Below are 15,804 nucleotides of genomic sequence, written 5' to 3'. Positions count from 1 at the left end.
GCGATTTGTTTCAGGGATTGTTTCAGGGATTTTCATGAGTAACATCAGTTTCAATGTCGAGCTAGACAGCTACCGCAAAAAAGACGGGACCGCTAACATTCAGATAAGGATCACCCAACATCGAAAGTCCAAACGAGTTACTACAGGTGTTTCGGTACTACCAGAACATTGGAATCCGGAGAAGTCCGAGGTTCGAAAAACCAACGCCCAACACAGACAAATCAATGCTTTAGTGCGATCTAGGTTACTTGACTTGGAAAAGAAATATCTCGAAAGCGAGGTATTGAATCAAGGGGTTACTCCGGACAGTTTGATCGGAAAATTGAAGAGAGGGATTGTGGGTGAGAGCTTCCTTGACTTTGCCAATGAAAGAATTTCCAAAATGGTATCTCCTTGGACTAGGAAAGCGCAGGGCTCAGTCATTAAAAAATTGGAAGAGTATGTTGGAGCTCGAGGTCTACATTTCCTTGAAATCAACTACGAATTTCTGGTTAACTATGAGAGACACCTGAAAAAGCAAAAAAATGGCGTAAATACTATTCATGCGAATATGAAAACGATTAAGGCCATCTATAACGAAGCGTTTAATTCAGGGTATTTCACACCTGAAAAGGGGTCGCCCTGGAACATGTACAAACCAAAGAAGACTAAATCAAGTAGAGCTAAACTCTCTGAAAATCAGATTGAGGCCATTGAAAAATTGGATATCAAACCCGGCATCAACGAATGGCACAGTAAAAACATTTTTTTACTATCATTTTATTTACAAGGAATGAGAACTGCTGATATACTTCAATTAAAATGGGGGCAAATAAATGGCGACAGAGTAGAGTATATAGCTGGGAAAACTGAAAAATTTCGCTCTAAAAAGCTCATTGAACGTGCAAAGGTAATTCTTAACCATTACCGCTACCCGGGTCAGAAACCACTTGACTACGTCTTTCCGTTTCTGAAATCTAAAAATAAAGGTCAGTTTACCGAAGACGAGTGGGTGAAAGCAATTGCATCTTCAAACGCACTTATAAATGGGCATCTGAAAACCATTGCGGAGAAAATCGGGGTTTCTAAAATAAGCATGCACGTTGCTAGGCATTCGTTTGCCGATATCGCTACCCGGAAGACTGGTGATGTTCACAAAGTTTCAGATGCACTGGATCATAGTTCTGTTTCTGTTACGGAGAATTATCTCAAGGCGGCAAGTAGGTCGGAGAATGATGATTTGGTTGATTCGGTTTATGGTTAATTACTGGTTGATTCTTGCTCACCTCATCTCAATGTTTAAATATTGCTTTGTCGCATACCGAATTCGCAATGTCAATAGGTATGATAATCGCTCTAGCATACCTGAAACATAGAATTACCGTCGAACTGACGCTTATTTTTTATCAACATATAATTTAGTTTTTCGATAAAATACTGGAATCGAACGAGCAAATTCTATTTTTAAGATTTCTCCATCTAGTTGAATAACGATATCGACGTTTTTAGCAGACAAGGAAATTGAATTTTTTAATGCTAACAGTAAGTCAGGACTCGCATTGTTGGTCATAACTATAGAACCTGTTAAAGAAGTTAAATTGACAGTCTCGGAGATAATTGATATATCACTTATATCGTTGTTATTGATAACTAGATTGTTTAATTCTTTAGATGTTAGCTTTTCAACTAGGAAATGATTCAAGTACCATCCTACTGACCGAACCCGCATTCTAAGATCACTTTGGATGAAAGACCTTAGGGGGTCTTCAAGATCAGCTCCCAATTCTTTCAGTAAGTCTCCAAGGTGAAAATCTGAATTTTGAGTTGAACGAGATTCCGATATGCCAGTAGTATTAAGATTGGAAATTCCCCTCACATATTTTGTGCTGTCTTTTAAAGAAGAAATTATAAATGGCGAACCATAATCATTTCTAATAATATCACCTACCCTGAATGGTTCTTGAAGTCCTGAAAAGGCAAACTTATCAAATTCAAATCCGCTAATAGACTTGAATGACTTTGAGAAAAAAGTAAGATTGTAAATTCTTGTAATGTCTTCCTTTATTGATCCAAGGCGAACAAACTTTTCATTAATTGGCTGATCATTTAAAGAAATTTCGAACTCACTCGCTAAATCCATTGGGCGGATCCCCTTCATAAAAATTCTCTTGGAAAATATTGTAACAGTTTTGCCTCGGATTTCAAAATATTTCTGTTGATTAACTCCAATGGTCGTGATCGGCGCGAGTATTTGACCAGTGTAAATATCGGATATTTTGTAAATCACCCTCTTTTCTTTCTTGTCTATATCAACGCATGTGACTTTATAGTCGTTAAAAAATCTGTAGTAGCCTTTTTTTAGCCAAGTTTTGGTTGGGATTGCTGCGCTTAAGAGAGAATCACGAGATCCAGCATTCGCTGAACGCTCAGATTTAAGTATTTTTCCATCAAATGAGCAAACATAGGCATCGTAAATTGTACCATTTTCTAAAAGGTCATAACTCAGCCATAAATATCCTTTATTTCCTTTGTTAATACCCCTAGAATCTAAAACCTTAAAACATCGAATTGAATCCGCGTAGCCGACAATTACCATCGCATGGCGACTATTTAATTGATCTTGAAGGGGCGAGCCTTTTTTTGACCAAATACCATCAGGATTGATATGGTCACTCGCTTTTTTGTACTCTTTATCAATTTTAACTGAAATACATATTGGATAACCAGGTGAATCAGCAAGTAGGCATTTGAAAAGTTGTAAATTCAAATCTGGGCGCTGAAAAGTGACAATTTTATGCCTTCTTGCTATCTTAAACGCACTATTATTAGGGTAATTTTTGCTCAAACACCCGCCAGAACCATATGGATTGTATTGATGATCCAACCAACCAGCGATTCCATAGTCCCTAGCAACAATAAATGCGTCAATGTAACTAATCCCGTCTAAACAATTGTCGCTTCTAGGAGAAGGGTAACTTGATTTTGCAACATTAAATATAAACGCAGGGCTAAATAGACTCGCAAAATCTTCCTCACGATTGTCAGTATCGAATGTTTTTCCAGACGATTGGTTAAATAATATATTTAGTGCAGCTGAGACGGCGAAAGCAGTGCAGGCCCCCTGTACTCCCTGATTTCCTATTGCCGGAACGAAACGCGCTAAAGACGCTGACTTTGGCGGATTAATCATATTGCCTGACACAGGGGGTGTACCAGGAGACAAGTATCTATCTAGTTCAGATTGACAAGGATCCTCAAGGCCTGTTGCAATTGAATCCCTTTCTTGCGCATAGCTGTAGAAAGATATAGAAAGAAACACCAAATAAATCACCTTTATCATAATGACGTGCCTTTCATTACCTGAGCAAAGACAAAAAAATCTCCGGATGAAGATAATTTTACCATACCTTTTTTGCTTTTGGTTAGATCTATATTGAACGCCATTTTGGTGTCCGCGGAATCTAATGATGCAACATTATATGTGCCTAATTTAGATCCTAATTTTCCAGATAATCCTACGGAAAATTCTTTTTTGTTATAGATTTCTGCGCTAAATCCGTATACTCTTACAACTTTAGTTATTACTAAATTTCCTTTCTCTAACAACGATTTACGGTATTTTGCAATTTGTGGATTATCTTTATTATCATCTAAATAATCAGTGAGTTGGTCCGTAAATATTTCTTGAACTCGCCACTGCCCTCCTGTTACGATAATACTGTCATTTGTATTTATTGCAGAATACAGTGAGTCCTTCATTTGACTCACCACTGCATTCATTAAAAGATCTAACGTAAATTCCTTTATTTTTTTTAACTCGCAATTATTAACGATTTGGCCAGGTGAAATAAACTTAGAGAAATCATCGAACGGTATTACTGACTTAAGTTCTCTCCTAGAGGTGTTTTTATCTTTTGATAATATTGTGCCTAAATACTTATAGTTGGATGGGCCTAGATAAACAATATTTTTGTTGAAAGTCTCGTTCTGGAAGCATTCACGAAATGCTTCCTCCCAGCTTTTCCAAGCGCCACCTCTGGAAGCAGACCCTTGAATTAAATTGACTGTGGTATCTCGTTGAAGTGTTAATATCGAGTCATTAATTGCTTCGATTTCTTCTTCTGTGGGATCTGCTAACTGCGTTTTAACTTTTTCTTCTACGGAGTCTGCTGGTTGATCCTTTTTTTTGGTCTGACAGCTAGTTATTGCAAGGAAGAAACAGATGACGGCGAAGGAAATAGATCTAAGGTTTGATTTCATCTTATTAAAAATTTGGAGAGTTGTGTTCGAAAATTTAGCAAAAAGGAATGCAATATCAAAAAGCTTTTATTAATCGGTTGCGTACATTTTACCAAACATTAATTACATCGCTTTATCTCTGTCTTTGTCGGAGTCTCAGTAGACCGTATTGAATGAAAATCTAATAGAGGACTATATTGACATCAATGATTATTTTCGTAGTAAGCAATCTAATTTTCGGGATTGTCAGTCTCACTTGCATGTTCTAACGATTGTTATGGATTATCGTGTTGCTATGCTCAAATCTATATCTTTAATTTTGTAGATATTTGACAATCAAGTTGTTAGCGTTTTCGTGTAAAAGTTGCACTTTTATTTCGAGGTTACTTTGGTTATTGTCTTGTAAATCAGTGTGTTATGTTTCAAAAAATGGAAAAGATTAACAACAGTCTTAACTTCAAGCCCGCCCATTGACGAAATGGAAATTTCCAAAAAATGATTTTTCGAATAGCTGAAAGCCCACCTGTGCCGGTTGATCCCGGTCAGGTGGGCTTTTTTGAGATTTGTGATCAGATGAAATCGATTTCGAAGCTTGCATCGATGGCGACGCTCGCGCCTCCAAGCTTACGCCATGCAACATAGTAGTCGACCGTGTCACTCAGGTGTGTAGCGTACTGCTGGTCAGTGTCCTTCTTTGTCTCACTGCTCTTGTCCTTCTTATAGTCAGCTGTGATAGGCGCTCGCTGCATACTGACGGTGACTGACTTGGCATCGACGGGATGGAAGCGCAAGAAGATCTGGTCGGGCTCCTTCTCAGTAAGTACCTCCTTCATGAGTTTGTGCACTTCATCCTTGAAAGGGTTGTAGGTAAGCGGGTTTAAGAACACCTCCCAACCGGCGTCTATAAATACCTGGGCAAACTCATCATACAGCGTGATCCACGTACCATCATTATTCTTCTTGGAGCTGGCACTAGCGTTGAGCCCGTTGCGGTCGCCAGTGATATGGATGCGTCTGCCCTGGTGATGCTCGAGCCTTGATAGCAGTTCGGTGGCCAGCGTCTGGCTCATGTCCATCTCTTTGTCTGGCTCATAGACGAACACTCCCATGATACAGTGCTGAGCCTGGCCATAGTCCTGCCACACGCTGCATGATGTGAAGTGCGCATTAAAGTCCACCACCGCGATCACATCTTTGAATGGGTCATAAAAATGGTCCGGATCGATTTCGCTGTGCCGCTCCTCGAGGTTGGCGTAAAAGGTTTGCGGCATTTTAGTAAGCCGTTTACCATCCACTTCGACAGAGAATTCCAGCTTGGTGAGCTTCTTTTTAAGGTTATCAATATAGTTGGAAGGCAAAAAAGCCTGGTTGTCTTTGGTGGTTATTTGAACAAACATGTAGCGGTCAGGTTCCTGACGCTGCAGATTCTCAACATCAAAAAGCCAATCGCCTCCGGATCCGTACGGTGGGCTTGAAAAAATGGAAATGAGCCAGTGCATAGGAGACTGGAATTTGTTTTTGTTCGCCCGGATCCGGCCTTCCAAGATCTTGAGCCATTCCCTCTTAAAAAGCAATGCTTCATCCATAAAGGCAAAATCATCGTTTCGCCCACGGTGCAGATCCGCAAACATTTTATAACCGCAGACCTCAATTACCCAGCCATTTGGAAAGGTGATACAGTTTTCCCAGTTGTCCGGGCTTTGATAGGGCTTTTCCCATGTGTCGGGCGGCTTTCGCCAAAGTGCATAATCGCCCTGACCAGTTTTGAAATTATATTCGACAAGTCCGAACTGATCCTGCCAAACCGATTTTATTCCCGGCATGATACTGCGTTGAAACTGTGTTTTGGTAGCGCATGCGAATTGGCCTTTGGCTTTTGGAAGCTCCTCTTTGGAAAGAATCATCAAAAGCGCCATTGCATGCGTCTTTCCGGATCCGATCCCGCCGATCATGGTAGCGGTTTTGGATCCATCTGCAGTCAAACCGTAAAAAATGCCTTCAATAAAATCGGCTTGTTTGTCATTGACTTCGATTTCCTCAATTAAACTATTCGCTGAGCTCATAATTTGCTTCCTCAGTTAAGGTGTCATTTTCAACCTTGCCATTATTGATCACAGTTTTGCGCTTGATCACAATTTTGGTCGGTTTTTTCTTTTCTTCGCTTCGTTGTGGGCTGTTGTCGTAAGCGCCATCGATGACCGCCGCTTCCTTTATGGCGCGGGTGTATTCCTTCATTAAAAAGGATACTTCTTTCGCATTTCCAGCGGATTCCTGCAGAAGGATCAATCTGAGCTCCGGATCCGAGTCGTCGACGTCGTGACCTCTGGAAAGGGCAATGATTTTTTGCATGATCAGCTGGGCTGCCTTACGAAACTGCTCGGCGTACATGAATTTGATGCCGTCGCGGTTACGGAGCTGACGGAGCTCGCCAAAAACCTCATAAGCCATCGCCATCAGCTCGCGGGCACGTCTGTCCTGGACAGCCAGGCGCGGATCCGACTTGGCGAGCTTAATCACGTCGATATCGGAAAAACCGTCACGGAGCCATCCCCGGACGATGTCAATTTTATCAAAAGTCTGCTGCTGCTGGACGGTGAGCTCCTTGCCGGTGAGAAGGTGCTGGCTGTAAACATCCATTTCTTCGTAGACCTTTTCGAGGTACTTGTTATTTTGCCGCATAGGTGAGATTTACGATATTTTGCTTCAATTCCTGTTTGAGGGCTTCCATTTTGCCGAGATCTTCCGACCACTGCTCTGCTTTTTTATGATCGGGGTTTGCCTTGAGCTTTCCGGCGTATTTGGAAATGTTCACATTAAGTTTGGCCAGCTCCACTTTGAGCTGAGCTACACCTGGTGCGTCCGGGCGCGGCTCGCTTTCGGTTTTAACCGGCGGCAATTTTCCTGTTTTTTGGTAGTAGTCGATATCCTTTCGGATCAGTGACCATTGCCGCCTTTTCTCGGTGATCTGGGCGATCACCGGCTTTACGCCTTCGATATCATCATCCCGGAATTCATGCAGGGTGTTAGACAAAAGAGCAGCTTCCATATGCAGCGCATTGGCACGCATAAGAAGTTGCTCCATAACTTTTTTGTCAGCGGCGCCCTCTACTCCGTTTTTTTTTCCGGATCGGTTTGCGCTTCGGGAATATTTTCACTGTCAGCAGATGCTGCTGGTTTTGCTGGCTCCTTTGGTAAATCCTCTTTTTTGTCATCATTTTCAGATTTCTGGGAAACCTGCCCTTTTTTTTGACCTTTCGGTTTTTCCGGAGTTTCCGGGTTGAGAGCCTTTTCATAGGCTTCTTTGGCCTGGGCGGCCAGTGCTTTATTGGCGTCGGACGGATCCGCTTTCGCGCGCATCTCAGAAAGCTGATAGGATGCTTTTAACTGTTTTAAATCCATTGCATGAAAATTGAAGCGTTTTAAAATGTGGGCTGGTTAGCGCTAGGCTGCCGGCGTGTTTTGTTTTGCAGATTTTTTAGCTACCTGAACCGGCGCTGATTGTTCAACAGGTTCCGGAGCTATAATCGGTTGCTCTACAACTGGCGTTATTTCTGCTTTTTCTTCTGGTTTGATCCTAACGCGCGAATCACCGTTCTTAGCAAGGATCGCAAGCTCCGCTTGGCCCAGGTCTTTAAGATGGCGGGTATTTCCGCCCACGAAAACGTATCCTTTTTCATCATAGTTAACTAGCTCGAAAATTGATTGACTGGATTTCACTGTGTAAATAATTGAGGTTATAAAATGGCAGGCTGCGATTACTGCAGCCTGCTTTTCTGTCTACGCGCCTCCTTCTGGCTCTTCAGCGCCAACAAGTGGCTCCACTTCGAAAGTCGCTGTGGCGTCAAGTGGGAATACAGGCACCTGCATACCTTCCTGTTTTCCGGAGAAGGTCATTTCTTTACGGGCAGTACCTTTTTCAGGCATCACACCTTTCATATCCAAAATAATCGGGATATATTTTTGACCGATGTAATACAAATCATCATCATTGCCCTGAACAATCAAATTCACCGGGTTCTCATAAAGCAGTGCGGCAAGCTTAATATTTTCGTGATTATAGCCCAGTACCTTGAATTCGATGTTCTGCGTAAAGCCGGCACCCGTTTTCATCTCGGTATCAAACTTGGTAGTATCATACCAGGCTTCGATTTCCACGAACTTTTTACCGGCTACAAGGGGAATAGCGCCAGAAAATTTTCCGGCAGATTTGGCCAGATCGTAAGTCAAAAATTCTGTCAGGATATCCTCACAAGCGACGATGTACAAGCGTTTTGCCCCACCGATGGTGAGCGTCTGGGTTTTACGTTTAAATCCTACCAGAGCAGTCGAGTAGGCGGCATCGGTGAAATCAAACAGGCTTATACCGGTCAGCCGCTCGGCAGAAAATGCAACTGCGCCGGCAGACATCAATCCCATGATCGGGTTACCGCTGGCATGGGTTACGAAAGCCGCCAAAAGCATCAATGAGGCTGCAAAAGCGATCTTTAAAAGATTTTTCATTTGAATGAATTGAAAATGAATGTTAAAAAAAGATTCAGTAAAAGCCCTCCCTCAAAGTAAGGGAGAGCCGGGTTAGGGAGGGTCTGGGTTACACCAGGTCGTTTAGGAAAACTTCGTCTGGAGAAGCGTAGTCAAATCCAAGTGATACGCGGATGCTGATTTTCCATGATTTAACATCCTTCACAATTGATAGGCGGTACTGACCCGGATCCGCGTTGCAGACAAAAAGGAAATTGTCTTTTGGCGTGATTACCAGCGTGTCTTTACCTGCAAGCCCTGGATCCACTTTGAATCCGATGTTCGAGTAGTCATCCAGAACGGTCGGACGGTCAGCCGGTCCGACATGCTCTTTGAAGAGTGCGCGGCGGTTTTTGCGGTACTTGTCGTAAGCTTGCGCGCTACATTTAATTTCCAAAGGCTTTAAAAGAAGTTTCGGGCGAACGGTTTGGATGATGTCCGCTACACCATTGAACTGAGCGTAAGCATTTGTGTCGGTGATTACTGTCCCGTCAAAAACGTGAGAGGCAAGAATATCACCACCCACACCGCGGCCAGCGGTTAGCATCGTGATAAAACCGTCAGCAAGCGAGCCAGCACCTGAACCAGCAGCGTTATACACCCCATTCCAGGCAGTGTTCAAACGAAGCAGCTCAAAGTGAGAGCTGATGATGTGGTTTAAAAAGAACAGCTCGAAAGGCGTGTCGCTTACTTCGATCAGGGTGCGGCCTGGTGTTTTAGTCCAGCCAAGATAAGATTGATAAACCTCTTTGATCTGTGAAAGCGTGATTTCAAGATCGATGTCGGCTTCCTTGAAAGTGGCATAACGGCTACGGACATCCAGCGCTTGTTTGGCGTTAAAGTCATCTGAGGCCGGTGCCCAGGCATCTTTCACCGCCATACTAACCAACGCGGCTTTGTCACGGGTGACGATGACCGTAAAGTCTTCTCTGAGGGACTGCGCTCCATAAGTAACAGCATCCAGGATTACCTGGCCGTTGCCGTCAATGGTTTGCATCAAGTCCTCGTGGAAATTGTCAAAATTATGAATCTGAGGCATATTGAAAATAAAGAAAAGTGAGTTTTTAGATTGAGAAAAATGGCTTACTGTTTTCTGTTGGCCTTATGCCAAACGTCCATGGCATGCTGGTTGTAACCCGCTTTGCCGGAAGGTTTACGACTGTTTTCGTCTTCGCCCGGATTTTGATTGCCCTTGTCGCCGATTTTGTCGTAGTGGGCTTTGTAGCGGTCGCGCTCGCTGGTGATCGCGGTCAGATTTGCATTGGCAGTCTTCAGATTTGTGTTCGCCGTAGCCAAATTAGCCTGCAGTCCAGCGATGGTCGCATTTGCCGTAGCCAGGTCAGCCACTACGAGCTCATTGGCTTGTGTCTGGGCGTCGATACGGTCATTGAGCTCTTGCACTTCAGCTGAAAAGCCGATATGCTCTTCGGTAGTAAGCTTTTCAGAAATTACTTTTTGTGAGCCTGGGAACAGATTGGCCAAAATCGTCGATAAGGTGATTGGTTTGCTCATTGGATTGGATATAAAAAAAATAGTTGAATTACAGCTTACGGGCAATTTTGATAGCATCAGCAAGTGTTCCGGAAGAGTCGACCAAGCCATATTTGATCGAATCTTCTTTGTTATACAGCTTGGCGGTAAAAACGTCATCTGATTTGATCTTTCCTGCGCGGCCGCGCTTTACGTAGCCTTTGAAAACGCCCATTGCGCCGTCGAGCTCGACCTGGATTTCTGCCTTCAACGCTTTGGTCAGGGGTTCAACGGGATTAACGGTCACTTTGTCGACGGATTCGCCGGCGCGGAAAATGATGACTTCTTTTCCTGCCATTTCCAGCGCCTTGTTTTCGTTGGTGTAGACCATCATTACGCCAATGCTACCAAAGCGGGCAGCACTCGAATTTTCGATGACAATGTGGTCGAGTTGAGAAAATACGAATACGCCAGCGCTGGCAACCATGCCGTTTACATAGCCAACGATGGGTTTTGGAAAGTTTTTAACGGCGTCAGCGAGGATCTCGACCGAATCAACAGTGCCGCCTGGTGTGTTGCCTTTCAAAACAATGGCTTTCACCTGCGGTTCGAGCGCAGCTTCAGCGAGAACGCTGATCAGATACTCGTTTCCCATTCCACAAAAACCTGAACGGCTCATGGTGCCTTCCAAAGGGATTACGGCGACATCCCCACCACCGGCTTTCAGATAAGAGCTCAGGCAATCACGGGTGTAGCTGTAGTCGCCATTTTTGTCCATTGGAGAAATGGCGGAAACGGGTCTGAAATGAGGTGGGATAGGATCCTGACCCGAAAACAGCCGGGGAAGGATTATTCCTTCCATCCGGCTAGAGAAGAGTTTGTCAAGATACCATAGGCCTGAAAAGGTTTCTGCGTTCACACTGTTGGACTGGTTAATTGGAGTCTTAGAGCTACGAAGTAGAAATTTTATTTCAGGGCCATAAAGGACAAAAAAGGCTTGGGACTTTTCTGAAATTGATGCGACCCGATTTTTTCTCGGTAATTATTAAGCGGTAGGAAAATCTTTTGAACTTTTGATATTTTTGACAAATATGTAATTGATTGGTATTTAAAAAGTTAAGTTTTCCATTCTTGTAATTCCCAAAGGATATTAAACAATTCGAATGTGTTCGTTTGTGTCAATGCAGGCGCAATCGAAGCGAAGGTATGTATCGGAAAGCCATCTAACTCCTATTTTTATGAACCATATCGCTTACAAATTCCTGATCGCAGTTTTTATCTATTCGTCTTCCAACGTTTACTGTTTTTCTCAAAAGGCTACGAATCTTAGTAAAAGGAAAGCAGATTCAGCATTAAAGTCGGGGAAGGTGAACCTAACCTTGGAGAAACAACAAGTGTTTTCAACGAAAAAAGATACTATTGTTGACGGCAAAAAAGTTTCTCTATTAACCGAAGAAAAATTGATTTACTCGCTCAGGAAAGATAGCGTGCTCGGAGTGAAGGGAACCAATCCGATGGCTATCCCGCAGAACTTAAAACTAACCGAAAATAAGTCAGAAGATTTAAAGGAATTGGTGGTGAAAGATGAAAAGGAGAAACCAACCGCCGATTTGCAGAGTAAAAACTCAACTACTCCTAAAGATGAAGAAACTCCTAATGAACCAAAAGAGAAATCGGGTTCAGAGAAACACGAGTCAAGTAAAGCGGAAACTGTGAAGGAACCAATTGAGAAAGACGCTGATACAAAGTCTGGAGTTAGCGAATCAGCATTGAACTGGAAGAACTTTAAAGTCGGATTCGGAATTGGGCCAGCATTTGACTTACACAGTACAAATAGTGCTTCGTTAGCGGAGGGTGATACTGTTATAAGGCAGTCACTGCCTATGGCCTCGTTACAACTATCAACTTGTTTAGTGTACAATAGAATGAGGCTTTATAAAAAGAGAACCACTTCGAAGAAATCTCCGGATAATTCAAAAATAAATAGTATAAACGGGGATTTAGAAGCTACTGAGAGAGTAAATGGCTCTAGAAATCAAGCGGTTAGCGCGAGAAACGTCAAAGAGGGGGAGGATTACCTTTATCCTGGAAAATTATCTTATGTTGTCGCACTAAATATTGCTGAGTTGTCAGATGGACAGCTAGGAGTTAACAAATCTATTGAAGGCGGTATCGGTGTTGGGCTTAGGGTTTCCGAATTTTTTCATATTGTTGGGCTTGTTGGGTTCTCAAATCGCCGACAACTGCGAGATGATTTTCCAACAGGGCAGCCAATCAAACTATCTACCGGAAATTTAAATGCATTGGATGAAAAGGATGATAGAGTGTTCTATACGAGAACAATTCCAATGTTATCGGTACGGTTTTTATACGTACTTGGCGATGCCGACCCAAAATAGTATTTGGTTAAGAAAATTGCACTCAATTTCATGACTTAATATTATTATATTGGAAGTGCAACAAAAAGCCTGAGTGTTTGCTCGGGCTTTTTGTTGAGTAAAGAAAATTGAATCCTGGAATCAGGCTGTGAAAGCCGCCGAAAGTGCTGCATGTAGTTTGGCGATTTCGGCTGCTGTCAGCTCGTCATCATGGATAACCACCTCACCGATCGATCCCCAATAGTCGCCTGTCTCGTCAGCAATGGTAAGGCTCACACCCAGATACAAATCGCCTTTTAGCGGCGTCACGTAGCTGCTGGCGAGGGTTTCGGTCAATACTGCGTTTGTGTAAACCTTTATTTGCTGTGTGTCCACATTGCCCACCAGGGAAATTACTGTTTTAACTGCATTGGTTGACGCCAGACCAAGATTATGGTTTACGGTTGTCACATTGCTGGAATTACCGAATACGAGTGCGCCGGCAGATTGTCCCATCAAAAGCCTTGTCACCCCGCTGGATCCTGTGGAGTAGTACCGCATGATCGTTTGTTTGCTATCTTCTAATTTGGAAAGGAACGAAAACAAAACCCGGTTGGTGTTGGTGGCAATCGAGTTGCTATTAGCATGGACGAAGGTCATTGTCCAAACCGAGTTTTCACAGTTGAGCGCTCCCTTCAGATCTTTTCTTTTCCCTGCTTCACGGGCGAAGGAAAGACAGAGCTTATTTCCCAGGGCGACCGGGTTTGAGGTCACAGGCTTTTCACCATTGACCACAAAAGCCGAATGCTGAAAATCACCGGCGATCGGATCCTGCAAAATACCGGTGGCGGCGTTGAACTTGTCAGCAATCAAAATATGCTTGAGAGCCCGCCCAACCGGCGGAAGTTTAGCTTCTGGAACCGCTACTCTTTCTGAGGAATAGTCAGCAGATGAAACAATTAGAGATTTCATTTATAAATAGTCGTTAAGGTTGAGAATATGAATGCAGGATTGAAAGGTGCGGAAGGTTTCAAAGGAGCTCGGGTTAATTACCAGCAGGTACGGAGATTTTTCAACTTTCAGAGGCCGCCCAGCCTTTCCGGGGATTTTCTCCAGCTCTTTAAGAACCACAGCGCCCGGATTAGTAAGATCCGCAGCTTGCAGCACAGTATAGCCGTCACTGGTATCAACATCAGTGCCGCCGCTCATCATGGATTTGTTCTTGTAGGTGGCCAGACATACTGTTTTATTGTCAATCACGCAGTTCCCGGAGAAGTAAGACCAGTGAGGGGTATCGTCACGACGCTCCATAGGCATACCGGCATCACGGAGCGATATATCGTAATTGATCGCACCGGTGTCCAGGTTAAAACTTACAACCCGGTGCTGGGATTGGTTGAAAATTGCCATCGTTTTGCCTTTTGGGAACTGGTTGTAAGTAACCAGGCATTCTCCGGAGACGGAAGTTCCAATATCCCAGATCCGAGTTTTGATTTCCAGTTCCGGTGTCGTAGCGGGCGGTGTAACAATCGCCAGGGCTCCGGCGCGCGGATCTATTGGGGTGAAACTGCCGTCCAGCATGGCTGCGCGGAAATCGGCAGAGATGGGTGAGCCGGCATTTCCCGGTGCATAGATCGCACCAGTTGCCCAATCCAATACCATGACAAAAATCCGGTGGTCGGTCGAGTTATCCGGATGCGCGTAAAAGGTGATATTGATCTTGGTAGCGTCGGCGTTGTTTTTTCCGAGCATATACATCCATCCGTCACCGGCAAAGAATGGCTTTTCAATCCAGGTTAGCCCGTTGTCGGTCGACCGGGCAAACTTCCAGCTGCGAGGGATCGCTGAATCAAGTCGGGAGAATATCAGGATCTCGTCTTTGTTGGCACCGTTCACATTCACCTGCGTGTACGAAGCATTTGCGCCGAAAGTCTTGAAGGATTTATCCCACTTGAAAACGTTCTTGCTGGTCTGCGGGAAGAACCGGGTTGGGTGCGTGTTGTGCTCGGTCTGATAGATTGTGATGGGATTAACCGCGCCGGCGCGCTCGTCATAACGGATCACCGGCACATTGTGATCATCGGTCGGACCATATGAGATATCGGAGCGGACATTGCACAGAATAACAGAGCGAACAAAGCCGTCACCACGCTTTTGAGAAACTTTGATCTCGCCCTGGTTGCCGCCTTTCCCGGCTCCGACGCTTCCGATATAAAGACACTCGCCATCGTCAACCGCAACTGGCCAGCTCCATTGCCCGTAGATTGCGTTGGGTATAACTTTAGGGGGGCTGATATAATCGTAAAGATCATCAAAGTACAGATCCTTTTGCGAGCTGGTTGAAGCTCTTTTCGTCGGTGTGGGTGGATAGGGATACCCGTCAGCAAGCACACCATTCACTACATTTCCTGCTGCATCTTTGGTGCCGCTGATCAGGTTAGTGCCGGGCGTGTCCACCAGCTTGTTTTTGTCGATCAATGCCAAAGTCTTATCGGAAAGCTCAAACGGCAATATTTTAGCTTTAAATGTTGGTGGGTAAGTGCTTCCATCCGGATACATAGCAAAAATGATGTTGCCCGCGTTATCCCGGAAGGCGATGCTTACCCCGGAGATCAGAAGCTCAGCTGATTTGGCTGCAAGTGCTTCCAGCGTGGTGACTTTTGAAAGCGCCAGATCAGATGGCGGTTGGTAATACCACTGCGTATCCTTTTTAATGAGCCTGCCGCCGATGGCCAGCGCTGCTCCGGAGGCAAAGTTACTACCAGCAAATCCGATACTGCCGGCAGCAGTGATATCATAGTAAGATCCGTTTACACCGGCCGGTGGGGTAGTAGTGAGTGCGGGACTGTTCGTAGCTACATTATAGGAACCCAGCGGATTTTGGGCGAGCATGGCATTGGCCAGAAGCGTCTGCGCATCAGTCTTTGCGGTAACTGCCTGATCACGGGCGGTCTGACTGGCCAGCCTTTCGAGCTGAGCCTGCCCCAGTACCACGGTAGCTGCATTGACAGACCCTTGGGTTTGGGCGATGGCATCCTGAATAAAAACGGAAGAGTTGGTTTCATCCACGTAGTCGATCGCTGTGCTGACTTGTGCAGCGACAAGCGACCAGAAGCTCTTAAAAAGGCTTCGGACGGTTTCGGCGGTATTGACCGCCGGTGGGTTGGGGGGCGTGCTTTTGAGATTCGAATCGATCAGCCCGTTGATCTCTTCGTCGTTGGCGCTCCAGGGCATAGTTTAG

At 44.4% G+C, this 15,804-nt stretch carries 15 protein-coding genes; 2 read left to right on the top strand and 13 right to left on the bottom strand.

Annotated elements, in window-relative coordinates; genetic code table 11:
- The coding region (locus AC1XUD_RS22550) for a phage integrase SAM-like domain-containing protein (protein WP_483363291.1) at positions 1–1,243 on the top strand (1,243 nt) is incomplete at its 5' end.
- 132 nt (positions 1,244–1,375) lie between these two features.
- Here AC1XUD_RS22550 and AC1XUD_RS22545 read toward each other — a convergent pair.
- From AC1XUD_RS22545 to AC1XUD_RS22495, 11 genes are all read right to left on the bottom strand, one after another.
- On the bottom strand, positions 1,376–3,319 hold the full coding sequence (locus AC1XUD_RS22545) for a C1 family peptidase (RefSeq protein WP_483363290.1): 1,944 nt from the start codon (positions 3,317–3,319) through the stop codon (positions 1,376–1,378).
- Complete coding sequence (locus tag AC1XUD_RS22540; protein WP_483363289.1) at positions 3,316–4,239, bottom strand: hypothetical protein; 924 nt, start codon at positions 4,237–4,239, stop codon at positions 3,316–3,318. Before AC1XUD_RS22540 ends, AC1XUD_RS22545 begins: the two co-directional genes overlap by 4 nt.
- A gap of 548 nt (positions 4,240–4,787) precedes the next feature.
- Positions 4,788–6,281, bottom strand: coding sequence for a terminase large subunit domain-containing protein (locus AC1XUD_RS22535; protein WP_483363288.1), 1,494 nt, complete (start codon positions 6,279–6,281; stop codon positions 4,788–4,790).
- A complete protein-coding gene (locus tag AC1XUD_RS22530; protein WP_483363287.1) occupies positions 6,265–6,897 on the bottom strand; it encodes a hypothetical protein in 633 nt (210 codons plus the stop codon). Before AC1XUD_RS22530 ends, AC1XUD_RS22535 begins: the two co-directional genes overlap by 17 nt.
- Positions 6,884–7,300: a hypothetical protein gene (locus tag AC1XUD_RS22525; protein ID WP_483363286.1), complete on the bottom strand. Its 417-nt coding sequence runs from the start codon at positions 7,298–7,300 to the stop codon at positions 6,884–6,886. The genes AC1XUD_RS22530 and AC1XUD_RS22525 overlap by 14 nt, the downstream gene beginning before the upstream one ends.
- A 23-nt stretch (positions 7,301–7,323) precedes the next feature.
- Positions 7,324–7,617: a hypothetical protein gene (locus tag AC1XUD_RS22520; protein WP_483363285.1), complete on the bottom strand. Its 294-nt coding sequence runs from the start codon at positions 7,615–7,617 to the stop codon at positions 7,324–7,326.
- Positions 7,618–7,659: 42 nt separating this feature from the next.
- Positions 7,660–7,935, bottom strand: coding sequence for a hypothetical protein (locus AC1XUD_RS22515; RefSeq protein WP_483363284.1), 276 nt, complete (start codon positions 7,933–7,935; stop codon positions 7,660–7,662).
- 60 nt (positions 7,936–7,995) lie between these two features.
- Entirely contained in the window at positions 7,996–8,718 is a 723-nt protein-coding gene (locus tag AC1XUD_RS22510) for a hypothetical protein (protein ID WP_483363283.1), read from the bottom strand.
- A gap of 88 nt (positions 8,719–8,806) precedes the next feature.
- Entirely contained in the window at positions 8,807–9,775 is a 969-nt protein-coding gene (locus AC1XUD_RS22505) for a hypothetical protein (protein WP_483363282.1), read from the bottom strand.
- A 44-nt stretch (positions 9,776–9,819) separates the two neighbouring features.
- Complete coding sequence (locus AC1XUD_RS22500; RefSeq protein ID WP_483363281.1) at positions 9,820–10,248, bottom strand: hypothetical protein; 429 nt, start codon at positions 10,246–10,248, stop codon at positions 9,820–9,822.
- A 28-nt stretch (positions 10,249–10,276) separates the two neighbouring features.
- The gene (locus AC1XUD_RS22495) at positions 10,277–11,068 is read right to left on the bottom strand and encodes a S49 family peptidase (RefSeq protein ID WP_483363280.1); all 792 of its coding nucleotides are present in this window, start codon (positions 11,066–11,068) and stop codon (positions 10,277–10,279) included.
- Positions 11,069–11,444: 376 nt separating this feature from the next.
- Here AC1XUD_RS22495 and AC1XUD_RS22490 point away from each other — a divergent pair, with 376 nt between their 5' ends.
- The gene (locus AC1XUD_RS22490; protein ID WP_483363279.1) at positions 11,445–12,605 is read left to right on the top strand and encodes a hypothetical protein; all 1,161 of its coding nucleotides are present in this window, start codon (positions 11,445–11,447) and stop codon (positions 12,603–12,605) included.
- A gap of 120 nt (positions 12,606–12,725) precedes the next feature.
- Here AC1XUD_RS22490 and AC1XUD_RS22485 read toward each other — a convergent pair whose 3' ends face one another.
- Entirely contained in the window at positions 12,726–13,535 is an 810-nt protein-coding gene (locus tag AC1XUD_RS22485; protein WP_483363278.1) for a LamG-like jellyroll fold domain-containing protein, read from the bottom strand.
- Entirely contained in the window at positions 13,536–15,797 is a 2,262-nt protein-coding gene (locus tag AC1XUD_RS22480; protein WP_483363277.1) for a hypothetical protein, read from the bottom strand.
- Positions 15,798–15,804: the final 7 nt, after the last annotated feature.

Source organism: Dyadobacter sp. HNCC25DJ184 (assembly GCF_056895215.1).
Note: the sequence above shows the minus strand (reverse complement) of the source record. Positions and strands in the feature narration are given on the sequence as shown.

Bases quoted from the DNA above. Each gene is read 5' to 3' on its own strand.
- AC1XUD_RS22545 (WP_483363290.1), bottom strand. From the start codon at position 3,319: ATGATAAAGGTGATTTATTTGGTGTTTCTTTCTATATCTTTCTACAGC.
- AC1XUD_RS22540 (WP_483363289.1), bottom strand. From the start codon at position 4,239: ATGAAATCAAACCTTAGATCTATTTCCTTCGCCGTCATCTGTTTCTTC.
- AC1XUD_RS22535 (WP_483363288.1), bottom strand. From the start codon at position 6,281: ATGAGCTCAGCGAATAGTTTAATTGAGGAAATCGAAGTCAATGACAAA.
- AC1XUD_RS22530 (WP_483363287.1), bottom strand. From the start codon at position 6,897: ATGCGGCAAAATAACAAGTACCTCGAAAAGGTCTACGAAGAAATGGAT.
- AC1XUD_RS22525 (WP_483363286.1), bottom strand. From the start codon at position 7,300: ATGGAGCAACTTCTTATGCGTGCCAATGCGCTGCATATGGAAGCTGCT.
- AC1XUD_RS22520 (WP_483363285.1), bottom strand. From the start codon at position 7,617: ATGGATTTAAAACAGTTAAAAGCATCCTATCAGCTTTCTGAGATGCGC.
- AC1XUD_RS22510 (WP_483363283.1), bottom strand. From the start codon at position 8,718: ATGAAAAATCTTTTAAAGATCGCTTTTGCAGCCTCATTGATGCTTTTG.
- AC1XUD_RS22505 (WP_483363282.1), bottom strand. From the start codon at position 9,775: ATGCCTCAGATTCATAATTTTGACAATTTCCACGAGGACTTGATGCAA.
- AC1XUD_RS22500 (WP_483363281.1), bottom strand. From the start codon at position 10,248: ATGAGCAAACCAATCACCTTATCGACGATTTTGGCCAATCTGTTCCCA.
- AC1XUD_RS22495 (WP_483363280.1), bottom strand. From the start codon at position 11,068: ATGGAAGGAATAATCCTTCCCCGGCTGTTTTCGGGTCAGGATCCTATC.
- AC1XUD_RS22490 (WP_483363279.1), top strand. From the start codon at position 11,445: ATGAACCATATCGCTTACAAATTCCTGATCGCAGTTTTTATCTATTCG.
- AC1XUD_RS22485 (WP_483363278.1), bottom strand. From the start codon at position 13,535: ATGAAATCTCTAATTGTTTCATCTGCTGACTATTCCTCAGAAAGAGTA.
- AC1XUD_RS22480 (WP_483363277.1), bottom strand. From the start codon at position 15,797: ATGCCCTGGAGCGCCAACGACGAAGAGATCAACGGGCTGATCGATTCG.